This is a genomic window from Pseudomonas sp. MCal1 (genome assembly GCF_026341415.1).
GTDB lineage: Bacteria > Pseudomonadota > Gammaproteobacteria > Pseudomonadales > Pseudomonadaceae > Aquipseudomonas.
The window spans coordinates 283,772-309,331 of the sequence record NZ_JAKUMP010000004.1; the positions used below are offsets into that span (position 1 = coordinate 283,772).

Consider the following 25,560-nt stretch of genomic DNA (forward strand, 5'->3'; position numbering starts at 1 on the left):
CGGGATCAGTGACGCGGGTCGAAATCGCCGGAAAACAGTTCGTCCTCGGCATCCGGGGCCACCGGAATCTTGTGTTCTTCCGACGCCCAGGCGCCGAGGTCGATCAGCTTGCAGCGGTCCGAGCAGAACGGACGGTATTGGTTTTGCGGGGTGAATTCCACGGGCGCGCCGCAAGTCGGGCAGTTGACGGTTGGGGTCTGGCTCATGATTGGCCTCCGGATAAAGTCAGGTAAAAGTGATGCAGGCGCTCGACCTCGCTGTGCAGCCAGGCGAGGTCGCGGTCGTTGACCACCACGTCATCGGCACGGCTGACGCGGTCTTCGCGGCTTAATTGGGCCTTGAGGATCGCCTGGACCTGCTGTTCGCTGGTCTGGTCACGCTGCAAGGTCCGTTCGATCTGCAATTGTTGCGGGGCGTCGATGACCAGGATTCGCTGGGTCATCGCGTATTGCCCGGATTCGATCAGCAGCGGCGAGACCAGAATCGAGTAAGGCGATTGTGCCTGCGCCAGATGATGGGCGATTTCCTCGGCGATCAGCGGATGCAGCAGGGCTTCGAGCCAGCGTCGTTGCTCCGGCACTTCAAAAATCAATTTGCGCAGGGCCGCACGATCCAGCGTGCCGTCGGCCTGCAACACCTCCGGGCCGAAGTGCTCGGCGATCTTCGCCAACGCCGGGCGGCCCGGTTCGACCACCCAGCGCGCCGCGTGATCGGCGTCCACCACGTGAACACCAAGATCGATGAAGTGCTGGGCGGCGGCGCTTTTGCCGCTGCCGATGCCACCGGTCAGGCCGAGAATCCAGGGTTTTTCCACAGGGCTATTCATTTCAAACCGACAAACTGCCAATAGAAGCCGGTTATTTGACCACCCCAGAGCAAGGCAATCCAGCCGGCAATTGCCAGATACGGGCCGAAGGGGATCGGGGTCGAGGTTTTCTGGTCGCGCAGTTTGAGCAAAATCACCCCGAGCACGGCGCCCACCAGTGAGGACAGGAGGATGGTCAGCGGCAGAATCTGCCAGCCGCCCCACGCTCCGAGCAGTGCCAGCAACTTGAAATCGCCGTGGCCGATGCCGTCCTTGCCGGTAATCAGCTTGAACAGCCAGAACACCGACCACAGCGCCATATAGCCCAGCACCGCGCCCCAGAGTGCGTCGTGCAGCGATACGAACAGCTCGAAGCTGTTGACGATCAGCCCCAGCCACAGCAGCGGCAGCACCAATACGTCAGGCAGCAACTGGTGCTCGATATCGATCAGGCTCATGGCCAACAGGCCCCAGGTCAGCACGATCAGCAGGCACGCCGGCCAGCCGGAACCCAGGTGCCAGGCGATAAATGCCGAGAGCAGGCCGCAGGCCAGTTCGGTCAGCGGGTAACGCTTGCTGATCGGTGTGCTGCAACTCGAGCAGCGCCCGCGCAGGAACACGTAACTCAATACAGGAATGTTTTCCCATGCGCGGATCCGGTGGCCGCAATGGGGGCATTGCGAGTGCGGCAGCATCAGATTGTAGGTGGGCAACGACGTTTCACCGGGCAGTCCCAGAACATCGTGAGCCTGCTGGCGCCATTCGCGCTCGAGCATTTTTGGCAGGCGCCAGACCAACACGTTGAGAAAACTGCCGACCACCAGCCCGAGCAGCAAGGCGGTGAAGACAAAGGTCAGCGGATACAGACTGAAGAGTTCGTCGATAGGCATGTCAGATCGCTGAACCGAGTTGGAAGATCGGCAGGTACATTGCCACCACCAGACCGCCGACGATCACCCCCAGCACCACCATGATGAACGGCTCCATCAGGCTGGTGAGGTTGTCGACCATATTGTCCACTTCGTCCTCATAGAAGCCCGCGACCTTGTCGAGCATCTCGTCCAGTGCGCCGGATTCCTCGCCGATGGCGGTCATCTGCACCGCCATGTTCGGAAAGATGCCGGTGGCGCGCATCGAGAAATTCAGTTGCATGCCGGTGGAAACGTCCTGGCGGATGCGCAGCACGGCGCGCTTGAACACCACGTTGCCGGTGGCCCCGGCCACCGAATCCAGCGCTTCCACCAACGGCACGCCGGCAGCGAAGGTGGTCGACAGGGTCCGGGCGAACCGCGCCACGGCGGACTTGTACATCAGGGTGCCCACCAGCGGCAGCTTGAGAAACCAGGCGTCGCGCCGGTCGCGCAAGGCCTGGGATTTTTTCAGGGCATGGCGGGTGCCGAAAAAACCGGCCACCAGCAAACCGAGAATCGCCCACCACCATTGCTGCATGAATTCGGACAGGCTGATGACCATCAGCGTGAACGCCGGCAGTTCGGCACCGAAGCCGGAGAACACCGACTGAAACTGAGGCACCACCTTGATCAGCAGAATCCCGGTGACCACCGCCGCCACCAGCACTACGGCCGTGGGGTAGGTCATGGCCTTCTTGATCTTGGCCTTGAGGCTTTCGCTCTTTTCCTTGTAGGTCGCAACCCGTTCCAGCAGGGTGTCGAGGGCGCCGGACTGCTCGCCGGCATCCACCAGGTTGCAGTACAACTCGTCGAAATATTGCGGCTTCCTGCGCAGTGCGGCGGCAAAACTGTTACCGGCGGCGACCTCCTGTTTCACCTCGTCCACCAGTTTGCGCATGGCCGGGTTTTCGAAGCCTTCGCCAATGATGTCGAACGACTGCAACAGTGGTACGCCGGCCTTCATCATGGTCGCCATCTGCCGGGTGAACAGGGCAATGTCCTGGGCCTTGATGCGTTTGCCGAAGCTCAGCAGCGAGGCGGATTTCTTGCGCACCTTGCCGGGGTTGATGCCCTGCTTGCGCAATTGGGCCTTGACCAGTGCGGGGTTCTGGCCGCTCAACTCGCCGGTCACCTTGCTGCCTTTGCGGTCCGTGCCTTCCCAGGCGTAGACGCTGATTTTCGCTGCCTTGACCGCCATGTTCAGTCCTTGGTGACCCGGTTGATTTCTTCAAGGCTGGTAATGCCTTGCATGACCTTGATCAGGCCCGAGGTGCGCAGGTCGTTGAAGCCGTCCCGGCGCATCTGGGTATCGATTTCCAGTGAGTTGCCTTCGGCCATGATCAGCCGTTGCAGCTCGGGAGTGTTCTTCACCACTTCATAAATCCCCACGCGACCCTTGTACCCGCCGTTGCAGTGATCGCAACCGGAGGGCTCATAGATCGTGAAATGGCCGACGCGTTCCTCGGGGAAGCCCTCCTTGATCAGCGTCTCGCGGGGGATCTCGATGGGTTTCTTGCAATGGCTGCAGAGTTTTCGCGCCAGCCGCTGGGCAATGATCAGGCTCACCGACGTTGCGATGTTGAAGCCGGGAATGCCCATGTTGTGCAGGCGGGTCAGCGTTTCCGCCGCGCTGTTGGTGTGTAGGGTGGACAACACGAGGTGCCCGGTCTGGGCAGCCTTGATCGCAATTTCGGCGGTCTCGAGGTCGCGGATCTCGCCGACCATGATCACGTCCGGGTCCTGGCGCAGGAACGAGCGCAGGGCTTGGGCAAAGTCCATCCCCTGACGTGGGTTGACGTTGACCTGGTTGATGCCTTCCATGTTGATCTCCACCGGGTCTTCAGCAGTGGAGATGTTGATGTCGACGGTATTGAGGATATTCAGCCCGGTGTACAGCGAAACGGTCTTGCCCGACCCCGTGGGGCCGGTCACCAGAATCATGCCTTGCGGCTGCTTGAGGGCGGCCATGTACAAGTCTTTCTGCTCCGGCTCGTAGCCAAGGGCATCGATGCCGATCTGGGCGCTGGACGGGTCGAGGATCCGCATCACCACTTTCTCGCCCCAGAGGGTGGGCAGGGTGTTGACCCGGAAATCGATCGATTTGCTCTTCGACAGACGCATCTTGATCCGCCCGTCCTGGGGTTTGCGCCGTTCAGAAATGTCCAGGCTGGCCATGACTTTCAGGCGTGCGGCAATGCGCCCGGCCAGTTGGATCGGCGGCTTGGCCACCTCCCGCAGAATGCCGTCGGTGCGCACCCGCACGCGGTAGTTCTTTTCGTAAGGCTCGAAGTGCAGGTCGGACGAGCCGCTCTTGATCGCATCGAGCAGCATCTTGTGAACGAAGCGCACCACCGGGGCATCGTCCGCGTCGATTCCGCCGAGCGTGTCCTGCTTGCTGTCGTCGACCGACTCGATGTCCAGCCCGTCGAGATCGACATCGGCCATCTCCTCCAGGCCGGTGGCGTGGGTGTCGAAGAACTTTTCGATAGCGTCGGTGAGCTTGTCGTCCTCGACCAGAATGGCTTCGGTGCTCAGCCCGGTGCTGAACTGAATGTCATTGATCGCCTGATGATTGCTCGGGTCGGAGATCCCCACGAACAGTTTGTTGCCGCGCCGCCAGAGGGGCAGGGCATGGTGCTGGCGCACCAGTTTTTCACTGACCAGGCCCTTGGGCTGGGTTTCCTTGTCGAGGCAATTGAGGTCGATAAATGCCATGCCGAAATGCTCCGAGGCAATCTCGGCGACCTGCCAGCTCTTAACCAGTTTGTTCTGCACCAGGTAACTGACCAGCGACAGCCGATTGCGCTGCGCCTGTTGCCAGGCTTGCTGGGCACTCTTTTCCGTGAGCAATTCGGCCTTGACCAGCTGTTTGGCCAGACCGCTCAGAGCGATGTCATTCATGGGGTTTCCACGTGCTTGCCGTTCATGACTTATAGCCTAGTCAAGTGACAGCGCCAAACACGCGGGGTGCAGGTGACAAAAAGTGTCAGATAGTACGGTTTCGGGTTGTAGGAATCGGCACGTCAGCCGGATGGCGCCCCGTGGGCGGGGGCTGCGAGCGCTTGGCACGGGCTGTGCTGAGACCTGTTCAGATCATGAGATTCCGACTCATGCATGGAGCGTGTCTATGAAGAAACAACAAGGTTTCACTCTGATCGAGCTGCTGATCGTTGTGGCGATCATCGGGATTCTGGCGACGATTGCCTTGCCGCAGTACTCCAAATATCAGGCGCGGTCGAAGGTAACGGCGGGGCTGGCGGAAATCTCGGCGATGAAGGTCCCGTATGAGGACGTCATCAATGCCGGTACTGCACCTACTACGGCAAACACCGGGCCTGGCGGTGCTGCTGCCACTAGTAACTGCACGTTGGCTGTAACTGGTACTGCATCAACTGGTGCCGGGACAATTGTGTGCACATTGATCAACGCGCCGGCTCCCGTGCTGAGTAAGACCATTACCTTGACCCGTGACGCGACTACAGGTTGGACTTGCACCAGCACTGCTGCGCAGGAATACCTGCCTAAACAATGCACAGGAGCTTGATCCAATCAATGTGACATCACGCCCCGCCAAACCGGCGGGGTTTTTCTTTGCACGAAAATATCTACTGGATTCATGGTCTTAAGCCGCCAGCTATTGTCTGCAAGTTGCATGCAGTTAAATCACCAGTCATGCAATATGCATGATTTCGAAAAAATCTTTATTTCATAACTATTTGATTTATATAGTTTTATTCTGTACTTCAAAGTTGGCACAGCGTTCGCAATATCTCCAGTAACCCTGCTGACAAGACAACCAGCAGACTTTCCAGAAAAAACAGGAGTTACTCGTATGAAGAAGTTCGCTATCACTGCCGCTGCTGCTACCGCGCTGACCCTGACCATGGCTTCCGGTGCATTTGCTCAATCGACTCAAACCACTCAGGCGCCGATGACCCTGGCTGCCGGTGAAGTCACCAAAGCGAAAGAAGCTACTTCCGATACCTGGATCACGACCAAAGTAAAAGCGGATCTGGTCACCGAAAAAGGTATTCCAGGCACTGATATCAAAGTAGAAACCAACAAAGGCGTCGTGTCGCTGTCCTCCACGGTTGCCGTGACCGACTCGCAAAAAGAAATGGCCGTTGCCATCGCCAAGAAAATCAAAGGCGTTAAAGCGGTCTCCGCTGACGGCCTGAAAGCCGAGTAAGGCAAGACTTCTCGCCTGGACCGGGAGAAGACGCGACAGGCGGGCCGAGCAATACGTCTGCCGCACTTTAGAGTTCATGCGAACGGCCACACGGATTGTGGCCATTACAGGCCCCGGCATTCATGTCGGGGCCTGTTCTATTTCAGGGGCAGAAAAAGTGGAAGGTCAGTTGCCGCGTTTGCTGTTGATCTGTTTCAGACGATTGCCTTCAAAGCGCAGGTACTGATACATGCCGTTGCTCGGGCCATAGGTCCATTCCTCGACCTGAAACTCTTCCCGGCGGTTGGCGCTGCGCTTGTAGCCGAGCAGATCGCGACTGACCGGCTCTCCGCATTTTTGCAGGACCTCGCTGGCGCGGTCGCCGAGGCTTACCAGCTGGCTGCCGCAGCGCAGGGTATCGGACGCCGCAGCCTGGCTGGCGATCAACGCCAGCCCCAGTGCCGTCAGCCATTTGCCGTTCATCACTCGGCATCCAGATGCATTTGTGTCACCACGCGGCCGTCGCTCTCCGCTTCGCCGAGATTGGCGTCGATGAAGTACACGCGATCGTCGGCCAGTTGGCCCTTGTCCACCAGGTAATCCTTGATGCTGCTGGCCCGGTCCTGACCGAGCTGGCGCAGCAGCACATCGCTGGAACTCCAGAACTTGATCACGTCGGCGCGCATTTTCGCCGTGCGTTCTTCCTTGCCAAGATCCTTCCATTCGGCCGGTGGCTGGGTTTTCAGACGGGTACGGTAGATGCCCTCGAGCAGCGGACCTTTTTCGTTATCCGGTACCTGGATCAGCGAAGCCTGAGCCGGCACCTTGTCGCCCCGGCGCTGGAGCATCTTGTAGTAGTTGTACTGGTATTCACGTTCCAGACGCTGTTCGGCGAGTAACGGGCCGTCACTGCTTTTCGCAGCGGTGCCTTCGATTTCCAGACGCAGGGCCGGACGCTCTTTCAGCGCTTGCGACAGTTTCACCAGCGCCGCTTCGGCGTCTTTGCTCAGGTCACTGGAACCCGGTGCGAAGGACACGGTGCCGAGGTCTTCGGAACCACCACCGCTGACCAGACCGCCAATCAGCTTGAACGGTGCGGCGGCGGCTTTGACGATCAGGTTGCGCAGGGTCTGCCAGACAATCGGCATCACGCTGAATTGCGGATTGTTCAGGTCGCCGGTCACCGGCAGCTCGATGGAAATCTTGCCGTCGACATCCTTGAGCAGCGCGATCGCCAGTTTCAGCGGCAGGCTCACGGCATCCGGGCTGTCGACCTTCTCACCCAGTTGCAGTTGCTCGACCACCACTTTGTTCTCGGCCTTGAGCTGGCCTTTGGTGATCAGGTAATGCAGGTCGAGGTTGAGCCGGCCCTTGCGGATCCGGTAGCCGGCGAACTTGCCGGAGTAGGGGGTCAGGGTGGTCAGTTCGACGCGTTTGAAACTGGTGGCGATGTCGAGGCTGGCCATCGGGTCGAACGGATTGACCGCGCCCTTGATGGTTACCGGCGCATAGCGGTCGACCTTGCCCTTGACGTCGACGCTGGCCGGTTTCGCCTGACGGCTGTCGATGGTGCCGATCTGGCCGTTGAGCTGCTGGATTGCGGTGGCAAAGTTCGGGGTCAGGCTGAAGTCGGCGAAGTTGGCCGAGCCGTCATTGATCGCGATGCCACCAATGTGAATGCCCAGAGGTTTGTCATTGCTCGCCGGTTTCGCCGCAGCGGTCTTCGCCCCGGAATCGGCTGGCTGCGGGATCAGCAGGTCGTCGATGTTGGTGGTGCGGTCATCGTTGATCATGAACCGTGCGTACGGCTGGAACAGGTTGATCCTGTCGATCGACAGGCTGTCGCCGTGCTGATAGTTGAGGCCTTCGACCACCACTTGCTGCCACTTGAGGAAGTCGCGGGTTTTCAGGGTGTCGAGGGTGTGCAACTGATCGACCTGAGCACGACCGGTGACGCTGAGGGCCAGGGGGGCGGTGCTTTTCAGGTTCACTTTCAGGTCGCTGCCGAGCATGCCGCTGCGCAGTTCGAGGCGAATGAACGGGTTGATGTAGGACTGCGCGACCCGCAGGTCGATGTCCTGGGTTTTCACGTTGAGCTGCGCGGTGACAGGGGCCAGATTGACCACGCCGTCGGCGCTGATCTTGCCTTGCTTGCCCAGCCCGGTGTCGAGCCTGAGGTTGAAGGGCGAGCCATTGAGGCTGTCGAAATTCTGCAGATCGACGTTCAGCGGGGTGACATCCAGAGTCACTTCCGGCTTCGCCGAGCGATCGGCCAGATGCACCTTATAGTCACGCAGTTGCACGTCCTTGAGCAGCACTTGCCACGGTTTGCTCGGCGCGGTCGGCTCGGGTTTCGGCGAGTCGGCGGCCGCTGGAGCGCTTTTCGGTTCTGCCGCAGCTTTGGCGGCGGGTTTCGATGGCTGGCTGGCGAACAGTTTTTGCCAGTCCAGCTGTCCGTCCGCTTCCAGCGCTGCCCAGGTCTCCAGTTTCTGACTGCGGATCTTGCCGACCACCACTTGCTGTTTGGCCAGATCCACGGTGGTGTCGCTGACGTCGAGGCGCTCGAGTTTCGCCAGTTGACGCCCGTCCGGCGCCTTGATGGCGAACGGCGCGATGTTGACCGCCACGTTGCTCAGCAGCAGTTCGGTTTCCTTGGACAGGTTGAGCTTGTAATCGGTGCTCAGGCTGACCACCCCGTTTTCCAGCACCAGTGGCACGGCGTCGCGCACGTAAGGCCAGAACGCTTTCATCTGGCCGTCGGTGATCTTGAGAGTGCCTTCAGAGGCGATCGGAACCAGGCTGAAGTTGCCTTTCCAGTCGATCTGTCCACCGGCCGGTCCGATCGCGACGAGGGTCATGTCGGCGTTGTCTTCGGGCAGAGTGCTGAGGTTTTTCAGTTCGAAATCGAGTTTGTCGTAAAGAAATTCGATCGGCTCGCTGGGGCGTGCATCCACGAAATGCAGGTTGCCGCCGGCCAGCTGGATCCGGTCGATGCGCAGCGGAAATGGTTTGGCGTCCGGATCGGCCGGGGCGGGTTCGCTGGCCGGGAGCTTGAACAGGCCCAGCAGATTGAGCTGGCCGTCCTTGGCGAACAGGATCTCGGTCTTGGATTTTTCCAGTTCGATGTCCGACAGATGCAGGGCTTTGGTCCACAGGCTGTCGAGTTGCAGGTTGGCGTACAGACGTTCGAATCCGACCTGTTCCTTGCCCGGCTCGCCGATCACCAGGCCCCATAGCGTGAGCTCAAGACTGAACGGGTTGAGCTCGATGCGCTGCAGATGCGCGGGCACCGTGGCGTAGTTGGCCAGTTGCTGATTCACCACCCTGAGCGCAATGCCCGGCAAAATCAGGAAGCCCAGCAGGCTGTAGAGGGCCAGAGCAGTCAACAGGGCGCCAATCGCGCGAATCAATCCTTTGGGCATGTGCGGCTTCATCTGTCTGAATCGGAGTGCCTTGGAGTATGGCACGCGATTCCGGTTCCGAAGCAAATGCCCATGCTCAGGATTGTTCAGATTTTTCCGTGGGAAATTTCCTTCGCAGCAATCAGAGCTGAAGAATCAGGGTCTTCAGCGGTGGCTGCTGATCCATCGACGGGAAGTCCCGGCCCGGGGTCATCACGCTCCATTCGCGCACCGGCCGCCCGGCTTTTTCAGCGCAGCGCAGCACTTGTTCGCGCCAGTCGTCCATGCTGACTTTCGCCAGATTGTTGCAGCAGATCAGCACGCCATGCTCGGCGGTGGTCAGCAGGGCGGGCTTGAGCAGGCTTTGATAATCACGCAGCAGGTCGACGGTGCCGAACGCACTCTTGGCCCACGCGGGCGGGTCGAGGAGCACCAGATCGTACTGGCGCTGTTCCAGGCGTTGATAGCTCGGCAGTTTCTGCCCGCGACGCTGGCTGATCGGCAGGCCGGCCAGTTGGCGGATCGCCGGGAAGTAGTCGGACTGGATGAATTCCATGGTCGGCAGGTGCGGGTTGAGCTGACCGTTCTCGCGGCCGACCGCCAGATTGCCCTCGGCGAAATCCAGGTTGCACACCTCGCGCGCACCGCCGGCCGCTGCGCTGAGACCGACGCCGCAGGTGTAGGCGAACAGGTTGAGCACGCTTTTGCCCTTGGCGTGATCCTTGACCCAGCCGCGGGTGTTGCGCAGGTCGAGGAACAGCAGCGGATCCTGCCCGGCATGGCGTCCGCGTACACGATAGTTCAGGCCCCATTCGTGGCCGACCAGATCGACCAGCGCCGCGTCTTCGGCGCGGTAGACGCTGTCTTCACGGTCGATCCGCGAGTTGCCACGGGAGCGGTCGTTGTAGACCAGCAGCGTTTCCAGTCCCAGGGTCTGGTTGACCATGGCGTGCAGTTGCAGCAGGTCTTCGCGCGCCAGCGTCTGGTGGAAACTTTGCACCATCAGTTGCGGGCCGTAGCGATCGATGGTCAGGCCGCCGGCGCCTTCCTGGCTGCCGTGGAACAGCCGATAGCAGTCGGTGCCCTGGCGGTGCAGCTCGGCGAGCAGATCCTGGCGTTGATCGAGTGCGGCGCGCAGCGCCAGGTTCAAGGAAGACATGCGGGCGCCTTGCTGGAGGGAATCGGGGCGCGGGAGTTTAGCAGTTTGGCAGGCAGTCGAGGGTAGCCATCGCGAGCAGACTCGCTCCCGCAGACGATCAAAAGTCCTGGTGGGAGCAAGCTTGCCCGCGATGCTTTTGCGCCCTTACCGGTTCAAGCGTTTATCGATCAAGCCCTGCACCACGCTCGGATCCGCCAGCGTCGAGGTGTCTCCGAGGCTGTCGAGTTCGTTGCACGCGATCTTGCGCAGGATCCGCCGCATGATTTTGCCCGAGCGGGTCTTCGGCAGGGCCGGGGCCCACTGGATCAGGTCCGGTTTGGCGAAGCTGCCGATTTCCTTGCTGACGTGGGCCAGCAGTTCTTTCTTCAGTTCATCGGTGGGCTCGGTGCCGTTCATCGGTGTAACGAACGCGTATATCCCCTGGCCTTTGACGTCGTGGGGATAACCGACCACGGCGGCCTCGGCGATGCTGTCGTGCAGTACCAGCGCACTTTCCACCTCGGCGGTGCCGATGCGATGGCCGGAGACATTGATGACGTCATCGATGCGCCCGGTGATCCAGTAATCGCCATCCTCGTCGCGGCGGGCGCCGTCGCCGGTGAAGTAGTAACCGGGGTAGGGCTTGAAGTAGGTGTCGACCATGCGCTGCGGATCGCCGTAGACGCTGCGGATCTGCGCCGGCCAGCTCGACTTGATCGCCAATACGCCGCTGCCGGCGCCCTTGATTTCCTTGCCGTGTTCATCGAGCAGCACCGGTTGCACGCCGAACATCGGTTGGGTGGCGCAGCCCGGTTTGATTCGCTGGGCGCTGACCAGCGGGCTGAGCATGATGCCGCCGGTTTCGGTCTGCCACCACGTATCGACGATCGGGCAGCGCTGTTCGCCGACCACGTTGAAATACCATTCCCACGCTTCCGGGTTGATCGGCTCACCGACGCTGCCGAGCAATCTGAGGCTTTCGCGTGACGTTTCCTGCAAGGGGCCGGCGCCTTCACGCATCAACGCCCTCAACGCTGTCGGCGCGGTGTAGAAGATGTTGACCTTGTGTTTGTCGATCACCTGCCAGAATCGCGAAGTGCTCGGGTAACTCGGTACGCCTTCGAAGATCAGCGTGGTTGCGCCGTTGGCCAGCGGGCCGTAGACGATGTAGCTGTGGCCGGTGACCCAGCCGACGTCGGCGGTGCACCAGAACACTTCGCCGTCGCGGTAGTCGAGCACGTACTTGAAGGTCATCGCCGCTTGCAACAGGTAACCGCCGGTGGTGTGGAGCACGCCCTTGGGTTTGCCGGTGCTGCCGGAGGTGTAGAGGATGAACAGCGGGTCTTCGGCGTCCATCGGTTCCGGCGGGCAATCGTCGCTGACATCACGCACGGCCTGGTGATACCAGAGGTCGCGGCCTTCGACCCAGTCAACTTTGTTCTGAGTGCGCTCGACCACCACGACGGTGCTGACATTCGGGCAACTCTGCAGGGCCTTGTCGACGTTCTGTTTCAGCGGCACGAACTTGCCACCGCGCACGCCTTCGTCGGCGGTGATCACGGTGCGGCAGTCGGCATCGAGAATGCGGTCGCGCAGGGAGTCCGGGGAGAAACCACCAAACACCACCGAGTGAATCGCGCCGATCCGCGCGCAGGCGAGCATGGCGTAGGCCGCTTCGGGGATCATCGGCATGTAGATGCACACTCGGTCACCTTTCTTCACGCCACGGCTTTTCAGCACATTGGCCAGGCGGCAGACGTGGTGATGGAGTTTGCTGTAGGTGATTTGCGTCGATTCGGCAGGGTCGTCGCCTTCCCAGAGGATGGCGGTCTGATCGCCGCGCGTTTCCAGATGGCGGTCGATGCAGTTGTAGCTGACGTTCAGCTTGCCGCCGGCAAACCAGGCGGCTTCACCGGTCTTCAGGTCATAGCGCTGGACGGTCTGCCACGGTGTGCTCCAGTCGAGGAAGCGGGTGGCCTGTTCGGCCCAGAAGGTGCCGGGGTGTTCAATGGATTCGCGGTACAGGCGCTGGTAGTCGTCCTGACTCAACTGTGCAGCCCGGCGGACGGCATCGGCTTTGGGGAACGTGCTGATATCGAACATGACGGTTCCTTATTCTTGTTGTGCGACAAGGATAAAGATGCGCCGAGAGTCCAACAGGTTCAAGTCATCCACAAACGACTGTGGGAACGAGCTTGCTCGCGAAGGCGGAATGTCAGTCAACGTGGATGTTGAGTGAATAACCGCAATCGCGAGCAAGCTCGCTCCCACAGGGTGACTGCAGAGCGATCAAATCAGCCGCGGTGACGGCCGCGGAAGTAGTTGATCAGGCCTTGGGTGGATGCATCTTCGGCGGCGGTTTCCTCGCTGCCGACCAGGCGGTTGTAGACGCCCTTGCCCAGTTCCTTGCCCAGCTCCACGCCCCATTGGTCGAAGGCGTTGATGCCCCAGACCACGCTTTGCACGAAGACTTTGTGTTCGTACATCGCCACCAGTGCGCCGAGACGACGCGGGCTGATTCGCTCGACCACCAGGGTGTTGCTCGGACGGTTGCCCGGGATCACCTTGTGCGGCGCGAGTTTCTGCACCTGGTCTTCGCTCATGCCCTTGTCGCGCAGTTCCGCTTCGGCTTCCGGCAGGGTCTTGCCGAGCATCAGTGCCTGGCTCTGCGACAGGCAGTTGGCGTAGAGCCACTGATGGTGGTCGGAGACCGGGTTGAAGCTGACGATCGGCACGATGAAGTCGGCCGGAATCAGTTGGGTGCCCTGGTGCAGCAACTGGTGGTAAGCGTGCTGACCGTTGCAGCCGACGCCACCCCAGATCACCGGGCCAGTGTCGGTCGATACGGCGGTGCCGTCCTGACGCACGCTCTTGCCGTTGGATTCCATGTCCAGCTGTTGCAAGTGCTTGGTGATGTTACGCAGGTAGTGGTCGTACGGCAGGATCGCGTGGCTTTGCGCGCCCCAGAAGTTGCCGTACCACACGCCGAGCAGCGCCAGCAGCACCGGCATGTTCTGTTCGAACGGCGCGCTCTGGAAATGCTGGTCCATGGTGTACGCACCGGACAGCAGTTCCTTGAAGTTGGACATGCCGATGGCCAGCGCAATTGGCAGGCCGATGGCCGACCACAGCGAGTAACGACCGCCGACCCAGTCCCACATCGGGAAGATGTTTTCTTCGCGGATACCGAAGGCCACGGCTGCCGCGTTGTTGCTCGATACGGCGATGAAGTGGCGATACAGCTCGGCTTCCGAACCACCCTGGGCCAGGTACCAGGCACGGGCGGCCTGGGCGTTTTTCAGGGTTTCGAGGGTGTTGAACGACTTCGACGACACGATGAACAGCGTGGTCTCGGCGCGCAGTTTTTGCGTCAGCTCGTGGAACTCGCTGCCGTCGATATTCGCCAGATAGTGGCAACGCACGCCTTTCTGGGCGTAGGACAGCAGGGCTTCGGAGACCAGCTCGGGGCCGAGGAACGAGCCACCGATGCCGATATTCACAACGTCAGTGATCGGCTTCTCGGTGTAACCACGCCACAGACCGTCGTGGATGCGGCCCACCAGATCGGTGATCTGGTTCAGCACCTTGTGTACTTCAGGCATCACGTTGACGCCGTTGACCGACAGCTTGTCGCCGACCGGGCGACGCAGGGCGGTGTGCAGCGCCGGGCGGCCTTCGGAGGAATTGACGATTTCGCCGTCGAACAGCGCCTTGATCGCGCCCTTGAGATCGACTTCATTGGCCAGACCCACCAGCAGGTTGCGGGTCTCGGCGTTGATCAGATTCTTCGAATAGTCGAGAAACAGTCCGCAGCTGCTGAGAGTGAACTGATTGAAGCGCTGCGGATCGGCGTTGAAGGCTTCGCGCATGCTGAAATCCTGCATGGCTTGGCGGTGATCTTTCAACGCTTGCCAGGCAGGCAGAGCGGTAACGTCATGAGGAGTGCGGTAGTACGCCATCGCTGCGGTTTTCCTTTTTACTTGAACGGCCTTTTGAACACTGAAAAGACCTCCCCGCCAGGTTTGGGCGAGGGGGCAACTGCGTCGACACGATTACTTTGGCGCAGGGCGAATACAGTAAACCCAGCGCCGCGATCTGTCTTGGCTTTGTCTGACCTGTTTTCGGTACTTTTTTAACATTGATAACAGACGGGGGCCGACGGACGGCAAGTCATGCGAGCAAGTTCCTGCGTTCGCGCGCAGTGGACCGGCGGGCAGTTTGCCCGATGGTCAGGTGCTCAGCAATGCGATCAGGAAGGGGAGTTGGCACGAATGTGGGAGCGAACAGGCGCGCTCCCACATGCTGCTGTTGCAGTGTTCAGGCGGGGGTATCGAGGTTCAGGTGCAGGTTGTCGATCAACCGGGTGGTGCCGAGGAATGCTGCAACCAGAATCACCAGATCACGATCTTCCGCCGTGGCCGGACGCAGGGTCAGGGCGTGGCGGATTTCCAGGTAGTCCGGACGCAGGCCGGCGGCTTCCAGTTGCTGGCGTTGCGCCTGAATCAGGGCAGGGAAGTCGCGTTCACCCTGCTTGATAGACTCGGCAATGCTGTTCAGGGTGCGATAGACCACCGGCGCCACGGCGCGTTGCTCTTCACTGAGGAAGCCGTTGCGCGAGGACAGCGCCAGGCCGTCGGCGGCGCGTACGGTCGGCTCGCCGATGATCTGGATCGGCATGTTCAGGTCATGCACGAGTGCGCGGATTACCGCCAGTTGCTGGAAGTCTTTCTGGCCGAAGATCGCCAGGTCCGGCTGGACCATGTTGAACAGCTTGCTGACCACCGTCGCCACGCCTTCGAAGTGCCCCGGACGGCTGGCGCCGCAAAGGCCTTCGGAAAGTTGCGGCACGCTGACCCGGGTCTGACCGGCCATGCCGTCGGGGTACATCTCTTCGACGGTCGGGGCGAACAGCAGATCGCATCCGGCTTCCAGCAGTTTTTCCTGATCCGCCGCCAGGGTGCGCGGGTACTTGTCGAGGTCTTCGCCTGCGCCGAACTGCAGCGGGTTGACGAAAATGCTTGCGACCACGAAGTCCACGCGCTGGGTGGCCTTGGTGATCAGGGCAATATGGCCGCTGTGCAGGTTGCCCATGGTCGGCACGAAGCCGATGCGTTTGCCTTCGCTGCGGGCGCGCGCCACGGCGGCGCGCAGTTCACGTACGGTTTTGACGGTGTTCATGCAGAGAATCCGTGTTCGATTCCGGGGAAAGTGGTGGCTTTGACTTCACTGACGTAAGCCTTCAGCGCGGACTGGATGCTGTCCTGACCCTGCATGAAGTTCTTCACGAACTTCGGTACACGGCCGCTGATCGACAGGCCGAGCATGTCGTGCAGTACCAGCACCTGACCGTCGGTGGCGTTGCCGGCACCAATGCCGATCACCGGAATCTTCACCGCCTGGCTGATTTCAGCCGCCAGTTCGCTCGGCACGCATTCGAGCAACAGCATGGCTGCACCGGCCTGCTCCAGGGAGATCGCGTCGGCGCGCATCTGGCGTGCCTGGTTCTCGTTGCGACCTTGCACTTTATAGCCACCAAGAATGTTCACGGCTTGCGGGGTCAGGCCCATGTGGGCGCAGACCGGCACACCGCGCTCGGCCAGCAGGCGGATCGAATCCGCCAGCCACAAGGCGCCTTCGACCTTGACCATGTGCGCGCCGGCCTGCATCAGCAGAGCGCTGTTGGCCATGGTTTGCTCGAGGGTGGCGTTGGCCATGAACGGCAGGTCCGCCAGGATCAGTGCATCAGAGTTGCCGCGTTTGACGCTGGCAACGTGGTAGGCCATTTCTGCGGTGGTCACCGGCAGGGTGCTGTCGTGACCCTGCAGGACCATGCCGAGGGAGTCGCCCACCAGCAGCACTTCGACACCGGCCTCGTTGCAGGCGTGGGCGAAGGTCGCGTCATAGCAGGTCAGCATGGTGATCTTTTCACCTTTCTGCTTGAGGCTCTGGAGCGTGGTCAGGGTGATGGCTGGCATGTAAGAAATCCTCGTTCAGGCGCTCTGGAAACTACTGCGAGTAACGCGCGTGATTCGTCATCTATTCAGGCGCACGCTCTTTTGTCGTGCTTATAAGGCCTGGATTGCGCCCTTGTATGCCGGGTTGGCGGCAGCGGGACGCCTATAGTCGTGATGAGGCCTCAGGAAGTCAATTGCGTGTGTTACCGCATTGTTACGAGGGGAGTGTTACCTGCGTTACTGATGCGATTCAGCGGGCCGGGCCGGGAGATTCGCGCTTTTTTGTCCTACAAAAACACTTGTGGGAGCGAGCTTGCTCGCGAAAGCGGTCAGTCAGCCAATGCAGATATTGACGGTTAGATTGCCTTCGCGAGCAAGCTCGCTCCCACAGGGTGTGGTATCAGTTTGAGGTAATGCGTTCCAGGCCGACGAACGGGCACGCTGCGAGAAGATCGGCAAGGGTGCGGCCATCGGCCAGGCGCAGATCTTCGGCAGCCAGTTCGGCCAAGGGATAGAGAACGAACGCGCGCGCCTGCATGTGGTAATGCGGGACTTTCAGGCGCGGCTCGTCGATCAGTCGATCACCGAACAGCAGAATGTCCAGATCCAGTGTGCGCGGGCCCCAGCGTTCCAGGCGTTCGCGGCCTTGATCGTTTTCGATCGCCTGCAAGGCATCGAGCAGATCCAGCGGGGCGAGCGCGCTGTCGAGTGCGGCGACCGCGTTGGTGTAACGCGGTTGGCCCGGCAGCAACGAGTCGCTTTGGTAGAAGGCAGACACGCCGACCAGTTTGGTGTCGGGCAATTGCCCCAGCGCGTCGACCGCGTTGCGCAGTTGTTCGGCCGGGTCAGCCAGGTTGCTGCCCATGCCGATGTAGATGCGTTCCATCGCTTATTCGCCCGTAGCACTCGGTGCGCCGGCGCGTTTGCGCTTGGAACCGCTGCTGCGGCGACGCTTGCGCGGTGCACCACTGGCGTCATCACCCTTACCGCTGAGGTCACGGATCATGTCGCGGCGTTCGCTGTCGTTGGCGTCCTGATAATCGGTCCACCAGTCGCCCAGACCATCAGTCTGCTCACCGGCGCTCTCACGCAGCAGCAGGAAATCGTAGCCGGCGCGAAAGCGCGGATTGTCCAGCAGCAGGTCGGCGCGTTTGCCGCTGCGGCGTGGCAGGCGTTCCTGCATGTCCCAGATCTCGCGGATCGGCATGGTGAAGCGTTTTGGAATCGCGATGCGCTGGCACTGTTCGGCGATCAGTTCGTGAGCGGCTTCCTGCATGGCCGGAATCGGTGGCATGCCACGTTCCTGCAGACGCAACACGCGAGCGGGAAGGGCTGGCCACAACAGGGCGGCGAACAGGAACGCCGGGGTCACCGGTTTGTTCTGCTTGATCCGCAGGTCGGTGTTGGTCAGTGCTTCGCTGATCAGCGTGTGGGTGTATTCCGGGTTGTGTTCCAGCGCATCGGCACTGGCCGGGAACAGCGGTGCGAACAGTTGCAGGTCGACCAGCATCTCGAAGGTGATGGCGCCATGACCGGAGAGGAACAGCTTGAGCACTTCCTCGAACAGGCGGGCCGACGGGATCTCGCGCAGCATCGGCGCCAGTTCGCGGATCGGCTGGACGGTGTGCTTCTCGATGCCGAAATTGAGCTTGGCGGCGAAACGCACGGCCCGCAGCATCCGCACCGGGTCTTCCTGATAACGCTGCGTCGGATCGCCGATCAGACGGATCAACTGGTTACGGATGTCGTGCACGCCGTTGGCGTAGTCGAGGATGCGCTCGCTGACCGGATCGTAATACAGAGCATTGATGGTGAAGTCGCGGCGTTGCGCGTCCTCTTCCAGGGTGCCGTAAACGTTGTCACGCAGAATGCGCCCGCTCTCGTTGCGCGAAGACTGGTTGCTGTCTTCGTCGTCTTCGTTTTGCGGGTGATTGGCGCGGAAGGTCGCGACTTCAATGATTTCGCGACCGAAATGGATGTGTACCAACTTGAAGCGGCGACCGATGATTCGCGCATTGCGGAATTCGGCACGCACCTGCTCGGGGGTGGCGCTGGTGGCGACGTCGAAGTCTTTGGGCGTGATGCCCAGCAGCATGTCTCGCACGCAACCGCCAACCAGGTAGGCCTGGTAGCCGGCGCCCTGCAGACGTTCGACGATGTTGACCGCATAACGGCTGAATTGCGCCTTCTGCAGCGAATGTTGGCCGCTGTTGAGGACTTCAGGCGTGCTACGGATGTGTTGCGTACGACGCAGGGGAGTTCGGAATGACTGGAACAGCTTCTTCAGCATGGGATGCACTGTTTGAAGGAATGTTCGGCCATACCAGAGAATGACCGCATGATGGGCCGGGATTCTAGCATTTAGTCGAGGGATGGTGTAGGACGCTGCCGATTTGCGCTGCAAGCCGCAGGCTAGAGGGGGGGAAGATGTATCGGAAGGAGGATTTGCCGTGAAGGAGAAACTACAAGGGGAGCCGAAGCTCCCCAAGAAGTAGTTGCGTGCTCTTTTTATTATTGATTCGGGCTTTTTGTTTTTGTTGAGTGCCCTCGCCATGAAGCTTTTTCTTCATGACCCTCCCAATCGGGAGCCAAGAGCAAACGGATTGCTTTGGTCGCTGTGTTGCAGTGATCTTGCGATCCAACCAGTACAGGCTCTGTCTTAAGACAGTTTTTGTTGTTCTCGGCCTGGTCGTGGGGCTAGCCCCAAATACAACGCCTCTCCAAAAGAATCAGTTAGCTGCGCCTCTCGCCGTCTTGTTTTTATTGTGCGTGAGTCGATTCGTCTTATTTTTATTGTCTTGTGCATTGCTTGTTATTGTTCTTGTACCAAACATATAGCAGGTGCCGTGCCAACTTTTGTGAACCCCAATAAAACAAGGGGTTAGGTCGATATAACCGTTTTCGCAGGGCGAAAAAAAGCCGGGGTTTCGTTACCGATAACCCCGGCTTCTGTTACGTGAAAAGACTGAGGTAACAGTTTTTTCACATCTTCAACGGTAACCCGCACACTCGACAGGTCACGTTCAGCTCTCGCTGGCGACCCCGGTCTTGCGCCGTGGAATGCCCAGACGCTGACGGCGTTCCCACAGGCATTTGCGGCTGACGCCCAGTTTGCGCGCCAGTTCGGTCTCGGTCATGTGGTCCTGATGTTCGAGCACGAAGTGCTGGAAGTAGTCTTCCAGCGACAGGTCTTCGGTCGGCTCGTGGCTGCTGCTGGCGTTACCGGGCGTTTGCGCCGGCAGGCCGATGAATTCGTCGTCCTCCAGATCGCCCAGTTCGATGTCGATGCCCAGCAGGTCGGCAGAGATTTCCGGGCTTTCGCTCAGAATCACCGCGCGCTCAACGGCGTTTTCCAGCTCCCGCACGTTACCCGGCCAGGAATAGTGCCGGATTGCCTGTTCGGCATCGGCGGCAAATTTCAGGTCGGTGCGGTTGATGCGGGCGCTTTGACGAGCGAGGAACGCATTGGCGATTTCGTTGACGTCGGCGCCGCGCTCGCGCAGGGCGGGCAGTTTCAGCGCGATCACGTGGAGGCGGTAGTACAAGTCTTCGCGGAACTGGCCGATTTTCGCCAGACTCTTGAGATCCCGGTGGGTCGCGGCGATCAACCGGACATCGACTTTCTGCGACTGAACCGAGCCCACCCGGCGAATCTCGCCTTCCTGCAGTACGCGCAGCAACCGGGCCTGGGCTTCCAGTGGCAATTCGCCGATCTCGTCGAGGAACAGCGTGCCGCCGTCCGCCGCTTCCACCAGGCCGGCGCGACCCGCGCTGGCGCCGGTGAACGCGCCTTTTTCGTGACCGAACAGTTCGGACTCGATCAGGCTTTCCGGAATGGCTGCGCAGTTCACCGAGATCATCGGTGCTTTGGCGCGTTTCGACAGATTGTGCAGAGCGCGGGCCACCAGTTCTTTACCGGTACCGGACTCGCCCTGGATCAGCACGTTGGAATCGGTTGGCGCGACTTTACGGATCTTGCCGTAAAGGTCCTGCATCGGCGGACACGAGCCGATGATGCCGATTTCGCCGTTGCTGTTGTCGATGGCGGATTTACCGCTGCCATTGGCCGATTTGGCGGGAGCTGCTTCGCCGGCGGCAGGCGCCGACTGGCGATCACGCAGGATCCGCGCGACAGCCTGAAGCATTTCGTCGTGGTCGAAGGGCTTGGCGATGTAATCCACCGCGCCCATCTTCATCGAGTCGACCGCCGAGCGCAGACTGGCGTAGCTGGTCATGATCAACACCGGCGTGCCCTCGCCGAGCTTGATCAGCTCGGTGCCCGGAGCGCCCGGCAGTCGCAGGTCGCTGACGATCAGATCGAACGTGGGAATACTGAAGCGTTCTTGTGCTTCCTGCACTGAACCGGCTTCGCTGACCTGGTACTGGTTACGTTCCAGCAGGCGGCGCAAGGCGGAGCGGATAATGGTTTCGTCTTCGACGATCAAAATGTGCGGCATTGATTCGATACTCTCGACGGTCTCAGTTCACAGCGGACGTCGCTTCGACATGGCGCGGCAATGTCACCCGTATACGGGTGCCGCGCTGGCTCTGAACATCAGCCGGGCTGTCGATGGTGATTTGTCCATAATGCTCTTCAACGATGGAATAGACCAGTGCAAGGCCCAGACCGGTGCCTTCGCCAGGATCCTTGGTGGTGAAGAAGGGTTCGAACAATCGGTCCATGATGCTCGACGGAATACCGCTGCCTTCGTCTTCGACGATCAGATCGACCGTGTGTTCGCCGGCTTCGCTCTTGACCCGCACTGCACTGCCGGCAGGCGAGGCGTCACGGGCGTTGGAGAGCAGATTGATCAGCACCTGGGCGAGCCGCTGGGGGTCGCCTTCGACCCAGTGATCGGGATCGCACAGGTTATAGAACTGGACTTCGAAATTGCGCCGGTTCAGGGCCAGCAGGCCGATGGCGTCCTGAGCCACTTCCGCCAGACAGACGGGCTCGTCACTGTGCTGATGACTGCCGGCATGGGCAAAACTCATCAGCGACTGGACGATGCGTGACACGCGTTTGGTCTGTTCGAGGATCTGACCGCTGATTTCCGTCAGCTCACCATCTTCTTCGCGCTCTTCCCGCAGGTTTTGTGCGAGGCAGGCGATGCCGGTGATCGGGTTGCCGATTTCGTGGGCCACACCGGCCGCGAGCCGGCCAATGCTGGCCAGACGCTCGGAGTGCACCAGCTTGTCTTCGAGCATCTGGGTTTCGGTCAGGTCTTCCACCAGCAGCACCAGGCCGCTGTTGCCCGGTGCCAGCGGTTCGTCGATCGCGGCTTTGTGCAGGTTCAGCCAACGGGTCTGGCCGTCGAGGGCCAGATGCTGTTTGTGCAAGTGCTCGTCGGGCAGGTGGATGAAGCCTTGCAGCAGGTCTTTCCACGGATTGGCGATGGTGCTCAGGCGCGAGCCGACCACCCGTTGCGCGGCAATCCCGGTCAATTCTTCCATGGCCTTGTTCCACATCAGGATCTCCTGATCCTTGGCCAGCGAGCAGACGCCCATTGGCAATTCCTGCAGGGTCTGGCGGTGGTAGCGGCGCAGTGCATCGAGTTCGGCGGCCAGACCGGTCAGGCGCGAGTGGTAGTCCTCCAGGCGGCTTTCAATGAAGTGGATGTCTTCGGTGACGTAGTTTTCTCCGCCGGCCTTGTACGGCAGGAAGGTTTCCACCATGTCCTGGGCGACGCTCGGTCCCATCAGGCCGGAGAGGTTGGCTTCGATCCGGTCGCGCAGGCGGCGCAGGGCGTAAGGGCGGCGCTCGTCGAACGGCAGATAAAGGTCGCGCAGGGCCTGTTCGACTTCTTTCTGCGCAGCCTTGGCGCCCAGGGGCTTGGCCAGTTGCGTGGCGAATTCCTGCGGAGAGGCGGCGTGCAATTCGCGGCGCTGCGGACGGCGCACGTTATCCACAGCACAGGCTTCGGCAGCGCTGGCCTCTTCCGGGCTGGCATTGGTGAACAGCGAAATCAGCGTGAACATCAGGACGTTGGCCGCCAGCGAGGCGATGGCCGCCATGTGCCAGCTCGTATCGTCCAGCACGTAGATCATGTTCAGCAGCGGAATATAGAAACCCTGCAGATTACCGACCAGCGGCAACAGCATGGTCACGACCCACACCACAATTCCCGCCAGGAGACCGGCGATAAAGCCGCGGCGATTGGCGGTCGGCCAGTACAGCACCGACAGTACACCCGGCAGGAATTGCAGGGTCGCTACGAAGGCGACGATGCCGAGGTTGGCCAGGTCCTGCTCGGCGCCGAGCATCAGGTAGAAGCAGAAGCCGGCCATGATGATCGCGACGATCAGCGCCCGGCGGGTCCATTTCAGCCAGCGATAGATATTGCCTTCGGCCGGCGGCTGGTAGAGCGGCAGCACCAGATGGTTCAGGGCCATGCCCGACAGGGCCAGCGTGGTGACGATGATCAGGCCGCTGGCCGCCGACAGGCCGCCGACATACGCCAGCAATGCCAGCGATTTGCTGTTGGCGGCGATGCCGATGCCGAGGGTGAAGTATTCCGGATTGGTGGTGGCGCCGAGTTTCAGGCCGGCCCAGAGAATCAGCGGCACCGCCAGGCTCATCAACAGCAGGAACAGCGGCAGGCCCCAGCTCGCGCTGACCAGCGAGCGCGGGTTGAGGTTTTCGGTGAAGGTCATGTGATACATGTGCGGCATCACGATCGCCGAGGCGAAAAACACCAACAGCAACGTGCGCCACGGGCCTTCCTGCAATGGCGTGTGCAGGGCGGCGAGTGCGGTCTGGTTCTGCAACAGCCACAGTTCAAGCTGTTGCGGGCCGTCGAATACGCCGTACAGCGCGTAGAGGCCGACGCCGCCAAGGGCCACCAGTTTGATCACCGATTCGAAAGCAATCGCGAACACGAGTCCTTCGTGCTTTTCACGGGTGGCGATGTGCCGGGAGCCGAAGAAAATCGTGAACAGAATGATCAGCGCACAAAACGCCAGGGCCACGCGATTCTGCACCGGCTCGCCGGTGAGGATGCCGATCGAGTCGGCCACGGCCTGGATCTGCAAAGCCAGCAACGGCAAAACACCGATCAGCATGAAAATCGTGGTCAGCGCACCGGCCCAGGTGCTGCGGAAGCGGAAGGCGAACAGGTCCGCCAGCGACGACAGTTGATAAGTGCGGGTGATCTTGAGGATCGGATACAGCAGCACCGGCGCCAGCAAAAACGCGCCGGATACCCCGAGATAACTGGACAGGAAGCCGTAGCCGTACTGATAGGCCAGCCCCACCGTGCCATAGAACGCCCATGCACTGGCGTAGACCCCCAGCGACAGGGTGTAGGTCAACGGATGGCGAATGATCGCCCGCGGGATCATGCCTCGTTCACTGATCCACGCCACGCCGAACAGCGCGGCCAGGTAGGCGGCGCTGATCAGCAGCATCTGGGTCAGGCTAAAGCTCATCGGCATCTTTTTGGCTCTGCAGGATGAAGGTCACGACAATCAGGATCAGCCAGAGCAGATAAGGGCGATACCAGGCGCCCGTAGCGTCGATCCACCAATCCATGATGGCGGGAGAAAACAGGTAGATCCCCACGACCAGAAGCAGGACCAAGCGATAGATGTACATCCCGGCCTCTCTTTTTTATGCGCGTGCCCGAAAACGTGCGGCGATGGTAACGGATGGGCGCGCCACTGCAAGTGTCGTCACAGCAGTTGCGCTTCGGGCAGGGTCAGTGTGCGCGGGATTTTCAAGGCATCCCAGTGGCCGCTGCCCCAGTTCAACAGTTCCTGCGGCGAGGCGTGGGCCAGTTCGGGCCCAGGGTTTTGCCCCAGTGCGCGCAGGGCCCGCAGCAACAGCGGTGTGGCCTGATCGGCTACCAGCGGTGGCGAGCGATAGGACTTGCCGAGCTTGTGGCCGTCCGGCTGGGTAATCAGTGGCAGATGCAGATAGCGCGGTTGGCGCAGGCCCAGCAATTCCTGCAGATAGAGCTGGCGCGGTGTGGAGTCGAGCAGATCGGCACCGCGCACGATGTCGGTGATGCCCTGCCAGGCGTCGTCCAGTACCACCGCCAGTTGATAGGCGTAAAGACCGTCGCGGCGGCGGATCACGAAATCCCCCACGTCGCGGCCCAGGTGCTGACGGTATTCACCCTGCACCCGGTCGATGAAGTGATATTCCAGCTCCGGCACGCGCAGGCGAATCGCCGCGCCTTCCTGACCATGGCCGGCGTTGCGGCACAGTCCCGGATAAATGCCGTGGTACGGCTCCAGTTGCTTGCGCGAACAGGTGCAGGCGTAGGCCAGGCCGTGATTGAACAGGCTGTCGAGCACTTGAGCGTAGGCCTCGTGCCGATCGCTCTGGCGGACCATTTCGCCGTCCCATTCGAAGCCATAGCTTTCCAGTGCCTTGAGAATCGCCGCTTGCGCGCCCGGCTCTTCGCGGGGCGGATCGAGGTCTTCCATGCGCACCAGCCAGCGGCCGCCCACCGAGCGTGCGTCCAGATAAGAGGCCAGGGCGGCAACCAGCGAACCGAAGTGCAGGTGCCCGCTGGGGGTCGGGGCGAAGCGGCCAATGTAGGCGGGGGAGGTGTTGGCAGTCATGAGGGCGATGTTACTTGAGAGTCCAAAAACAGCAGAAACAAAAACGGAGCGTTCGCACGCTCCGTTTTTCGTTCAGGCCGGGATTATTTGCCGACCTGCTTTTCCTTGATTTCCGCCAGATTCTTGCAGTCGACGCACATGTCGGCAGTCGGACGGGCCTCAAGGCGCTTGACGCCGATCTCGATGCCGCAAGAGTCGCACCAGCCGTACTCTTCGTCTTCGATCAGTTGCAGGGTCTTGTCGATCTTCTTGATCAGTTTGCGCTCGCGATCGCGGGCGCGCAGCTCGAGGGCGAACTCTTCTTCCTGGCTGGCACGGTCGGCCGGATCAGGAAAGTTGGCCGCTTCGTCTTTCATGTGATCAACAGTGCGGTCGACTTCCTGCATCAAGTCCAGTTTCCACTTGGTCAGGATCTTGGTGAAGTGCGCGCGCATTGGAGCGCCCATGTACTCTTCGCCCGCTTCCGGGACGTAGGGTTCGAAACCGCTGAGTGTCTGACTTGCCTGTTGCTTTGCTTGGGTGGGCATGAAATGGACCGCCTCTACTCTTGTAATCCATTGCGCAGGATTGCTCCATCACCGACACCTGCCGGCCCTGCGGCTGCAAGCGGGCGAA

21 protein-coding genes are annotated in these 25,560 nt (G+C 60.7%); 2 read left to right on the forward strand and 19 right to left on the reverse strand.

Annotation, left to right across the window (positions count from 1 at the left end):
* Nucleotides 1-5 precede the first annotated feature (5 nt).
* Genes yacG through pilB form a run of 5 tightly spaced genes read right to left on the reverse strand, consistent with a single transcriptional unit; the run spans nucleotide 6 to nucleotide 4,617 of the window.
* The gene (gene yacG / locus MKZ87_RS09625; protein ID WP_085703175.1) at nucleotides 6-206 is read right to left on the reverse strand and encodes a DNA gyrase inhibitor YacG; all 201 of its coding nucleotides are present in this window, start codon (nucleotides 204-206) and stop codon (nucleotides 6-8) included.
* Nucleotides 203-826, reverse strand: a complete 624-nt coding sequence (gene coaE, locus MKZ87_RS09630; protein ID WP_085703176.1) for a dephospho-CoA kinase — start codon at nucleotides 824-826, stop codon at nucleotides 203-205. The genes yacG and coaE overlap by 4 nt, the downstream gene beginning before the upstream one ends.
* Nucleotides 823-1,695 carry a prepilin peptidase gene (locus MKZ87_RS09635; RefSeq protein ID WP_266200721.1) on the reverse strand — a complete coding sequence of 291 codons (873 nt, stop codon included), beginning with the start codon at nucleotides 1,693-1,695 and terminating at the stop codon, nucleotides 823-825. Before MKZ87_RS09635 ends, coaE begins: the two co-directional genes overlap by 4 nt.
* A 1-nt stretch (nucleotide 1,696) precedes the next feature.
* Complete coding sequence (locus tag MKZ87_RS09640; RefSeq protein WP_266200722.1) at nucleotides 1,697-2,914, reverse strand: type II secretion system F family protein; 1,218 nt, start codon at nucleotides 2,912-2,914, stop codon at nucleotides 1,697-1,699.
* Nucleotides 2,915-2,916: 2 nt separating this feature from the next.
* A complete protein-coding gene (pilB, locus tag MKZ87_RS09645) occupies nucleotides 2,917-4,617 on the reverse strand; it encodes a type IV-A pilus assembly ATPase PilB (RefSeq protein WP_266200724.1) in 1,701 nt (566 codons plus the stop codon).
* Between the two features lie 226 nt (nucleotides 4,618-4,843).
* Between pilB and MKZ87_RS09650 the strand changes: the two genes are divergently transcribed.
* Nucleotides 4,844-5,260 (forward strand): pilin, encoded by a 417-nt coding sequence (locus MKZ87_RS09650; protein WP_085703179.1) that lies wholly within the window; start codon nucleotides 4,844-4,846, stop codon nucleotides 5,258-5,260.
* 288 nt (nucleotides 5,261-5,548) lie between these two features.
* Nucleotides 5,549-5,905, forward strand: coding sequence for a BON domain-containing protein (locus MKZ87_RS09655; protein ID WP_085697505.1), 357 nt, complete (start codon nucleotides 5,549-5,551; stop codon nucleotides 5,903-5,905).
* 165 nt (nucleotides 5,906-6,070) lie between these two features.
* On the opposite strand, the gene MKZ87_RS09660 is transcribed toward MKZ87_RS09655, so the two are convergent.
* From MKZ87_RS09660 to dksA, 14 genes are all read right to left on the reverse strand, one after another.
* A complete protein-coding gene (locus MKZ87_RS09660; protein ID WP_085697504.1) occupies nucleotides 6,071-6,367 on the reverse strand; it encodes a DUF2845 domain-containing protein in 297 nt (98 codons plus the stop codon).
* On the reverse strand, nucleotides 6,367-9,318 hold the full coding sequence (locus MKZ87_RS09665; protein WP_085703180.1) for a DUF748 domain-containing protein: 2,952 nt from the start codon (nucleotides 9,316-9,318) through the stop codon (nucleotides 6,367-6,369). The genes MKZ87_RS09660 and MKZ87_RS09665 overlap by 1 nt, the downstream gene beginning before the upstream one ends.
* A 109-nt stretch (nucleotides 9,319-9,427) precedes the next feature.
* Complete coding sequence (locus tag MKZ87_RS09670; protein ID WP_085703181.1) at nucleotides 9,428-10,444, reverse strand: class I SAM-dependent rRNA methyltransferase; 1,017 nt, start codon at nucleotides 10,442-10,444, stop codon at nucleotides 9,428-9,430.
* Between the two features lie 144 nt (nucleotides 10,445-10,588).
* Nucleotides 10,589-12,526, reverse strand: coding sequence for an acetate--CoA ligase (acs, locus tag MKZ87_RS09675; protein ID WP_085697501.1), 1,938 nt, complete (start codon nucleotides 12,524-12,526; stop codon nucleotides 10,589-10,591).
* A gap of 191 nt (nucleotides 12,527-12,717) precedes the next feature.
* On the reverse strand, nucleotides 12,718-14,382 hold the full coding sequence (gene pgi / locus MKZ87_RS09680; RefSeq protein ID WP_085612637.1) for a glucose-6-phosphate isomerase: 1,665 nt from the start codon (nucleotides 14,380-14,382) through the stop codon (nucleotides 12,718-12,720).
* Nucleotides 14,383-14,740: 358 nt separating this feature from the next.
* Nucleotides 14,741-15,601 (reverse strand): pantoate--beta-alanine ligase, encoded by an 861-nt coding sequence (gene panC, locus MKZ87_RS09685; RefSeq protein ID WP_085703182.1) that lies wholly within the window; start codon nucleotides 15,599-15,601, stop codon nucleotides 14,741-14,743.
* Nucleotides 15,598-16,398: a 3-methyl-2-oxobutanoate hydroxymethyltransferase gene (panB, locus tag MKZ87_RS09690; protein WP_085697500.1), complete on the reverse strand. Its 801-nt coding sequence runs from the start codon at nucleotides 16,396-16,398 to the stop codon at nucleotides 15,598-15,600. Before panB ends, panC begins: the two co-directional genes overlap by 4 nt.
* A gap of 379 nt (nucleotides 16,399-16,777) precedes the next feature.
* Nucleotides 16,778-17,263 carry a 2-amino-4-hydroxy-6-hydroxymethyldihydropteridine diphosphokinase gene (gene folK, locus MKZ87_RS09695; RefSeq protein ID WP_266200728.1) on the reverse strand — a complete coding sequence of 162 codons (486 nt, stop codon included), beginning with the start codon at nucleotides 17,261-17,263 and terminating at the stop codon, nucleotides 16,778-16,780.
* 3 nt (nucleotides 17,264-17,266) lie between these two features.
* Entirely contained in the window at nucleotides 17,267-18,667 is a 1,401-nt protein-coding gene (locus MKZ87_RS09700) for a polynucleotide adenylyltransferase PcnB (RefSeq protein WP_085697498.1), read from the reverse strand.
* A gap of 733 nt (nucleotides 18,668-19,400) precedes the next feature.
* Nucleotides 19,401-20,834, reverse strand: coding sequence for a sigma-54-dependent transcriptional regulator (locus tag MKZ87_RS09705; RefSeq protein WP_085697497.1), 1,434 nt, complete (start codon nucleotides 20,832-20,834; stop codon nucleotides 19,401-19,403).
* A gap of 22 nt (nucleotides 20,835-20,856) precedes the next feature.
* Nucleotides 20,857-23,811: a sensor histidine kinase gene (locus tag MKZ87_RS09710; RefSeq protein ID WP_166742304.1), complete on the reverse strand. Its 2,955-nt coding sequence runs from the start codon at nucleotides 23,809-23,811 to the stop codon at nucleotides 20,857-20,859.
* Nucleotides 23,795-23,971, reverse strand: coding sequence for a hypothetical protein (locus MKZ87_RS09715; RefSeq protein WP_003176118.1), 177 nt, complete (start codon nucleotides 23,969-23,971; stop codon nucleotides 23,795-23,797). The genes MKZ87_RS09710 and MKZ87_RS09715 overlap by 17 nt, the downstream gene beginning before the upstream one ends.
* Before the next feature lie 77 nt (nucleotides 23,972-24,048).
* Nucleotides 24,049-24,945, reverse strand: coding sequence for a tRNA glutamyl-Q(34) synthetase GluQRS (gluQRS, locus tag MKZ87_RS09720; RefSeq protein WP_266200731.1), 897 nt, complete (start codon nucleotides 24,943-24,945; stop codon nucleotides 24,049-24,051).
* An 83-nt stretch (nucleotides 24,946-25,028) separates the two neighbouring features.
* Nucleotides 25,029-25,472, reverse strand: a complete 444-nt coding sequence (dksA, locus tag MKZ87_RS09725) for an RNA polymerase-binding protein DksA (protein WP_085697495.1) — start codon at nucleotides 25,470-25,472, stop codon at nucleotides 25,029-25,031.
* Nucleotides 25,473-25,560: the final 88 nt, after the last annotated feature.

What these genes read in the sequence shown, in the direction of transcription:
- MKZ87_RS09705 (WP_085697497.1), bottom strand. Translation starts at nt 20,834, where the DNA reads ATGCCGCACATTTTGATCGTCGAAGACGAAACCATTATCCGCTCCGCC.
- panB (WP_085697500.1), bottom strand. Translation starts at nt 16,398, where the DNA reads ATGCCAGCCATCACCCTGACCACGCTCCAGAGCCTCAAGCAGAAAGGT.
- MKZ87_RS09665 (WP_085703180.1), bottom strand. Translation starts at nt 9,318, where the DNA reads ATGAAGCCGCACATGCCCAAAGGATTGATTCGCGCGATTGGCGCCCTG.
- folK (WP_266200728.1), bottom strand. Translation starts at nt 17,263, where the DNA reads ATGGAACGCATCTACATCGGCATGGGCAGCAACCTGGCTGACCCGGCC.
- coaE (WP_085703176.1), bottom strand. Translation starts at nt 826, where the DNA reads ATGAATAGCCCTGTGGAAAAACCCTGGATTCTCGGCCTGACCGGTGGC.
- acs (WP_085697501.1), bottom strand. Translation starts at nt 12,526, where the DNA reads ATGTTCGATATCAGCACGTTCCCCAAAGCCGATGCCGTCCGCCGGGCT.
- MKZ87_RS09715 (WP_003176118.1), bottom strand. Translation starts at nt 23,971, where the DNA reads ATGTACATCTATCGCTTGGTCCTGCTTCTGGTCGTGGGGATCTACCTG.
- pgi (WP_085612637.1), bottom strand. Translation starts at nt 14,382, where the DNA reads ATGGCGTACTACCGCACTCCTCATGACGTTACCGCTCTGCCTGCCTGG.
- dksA (WP_085697495.1), bottom strand. Translation starts at nt 25,472, where the DNA reads ATGCCCACCCAAGCAAAGCAACAGGCAAGTCAGACACTCAGCGGTTTC.
- MKZ87_RS09670 (WP_085703181.1), bottom strand. Translation starts at nt 10,444, where the DNA reads ATGTCTTCCTTGAACCTGGCGCTGCGCGCCGCACTCGATCAACGCCAG.
- MKZ87_RS09660 (WP_085697504.1), bottom strand. Translation starts at nt 6,367, where the DNA reads ATGAACGGCAAATGGCTGACGGCACTGGGGCTGGCGTTGATCGCCAGC.
- panC (WP_085703182.1), bottom strand. Translation starts at nt 15,601, where the DNA reads ATGAACACCGTCAAAACCGTACGTGAACTGCGCGCCGCCGTGGCGCGC.
- MKZ87_RS09650 (WP_085703179.1), top strand. Translation starts at nt 4,844, where the DNA reads ATGAAGAAACAACAAGGTTTCACTCTGATCGAGCTGCTGATCGTTGTG.
- MKZ87_RS09700 (WP_085697498.1), bottom strand. Translation starts at nt 18,667, where the DNA reads ATGCTGAAGAAGCTGTTCCAGTCATTCCGAACTCCCCTGCGTCGTACG.
- gluQRS (WP_266200731.1), bottom strand. Translation starts at nt 24,945, where the DNA reads ATGACTGCCAACACCTCCCCCGCCTACATTGGCCGCTTCGCCCCGACC.
- MKZ87_RS09640 (WP_266200722.1), bottom strand. Translation starts at nt 2,914, where the DNA reads ATGGCGGTCAAGGCAGCGAAAATCAGCGTCTACGCCTGGGAAGGCACG.
- MKZ87_RS09655 (WP_085697505.1), top strand. Translation starts at nt 5,549, where the DNA reads ATGAAGAAGTTCGCTATCACTGCCGCTGCTGCTACCGCGCTGACCCTG.
- pilB (WP_266200724.1), bottom strand. Translation starts at nt 4,617, where the DNA reads ATGAATGACATCGCTCTGAGCGGTCTGGCCAAACAGCTGGTCAAGGCC.
- MKZ87_RS09635 (WP_266200721.1), bottom strand. Translation starts at nt 1,695, where the DNA reads ATGCCTATCGACGAACTCTTCAGTCTGTATCCGCTGACCTTTGTCTTC.
- yacG (WP_085703175.1), bottom strand. Translation starts at nt 206, where the DNA reads ATGAGCCAGACCCCAACCGTCAACTGCCCGACTTGCGGCGCGCCCGTG.
- MKZ87_RS09710 (WP_166742304.1), bottom strand. Translation starts at nt 23,811, where the DNA reads ATGCCGATGAGCTTTAGCCTGACCCAGATGCTGCTGATCAGCGCCGCC.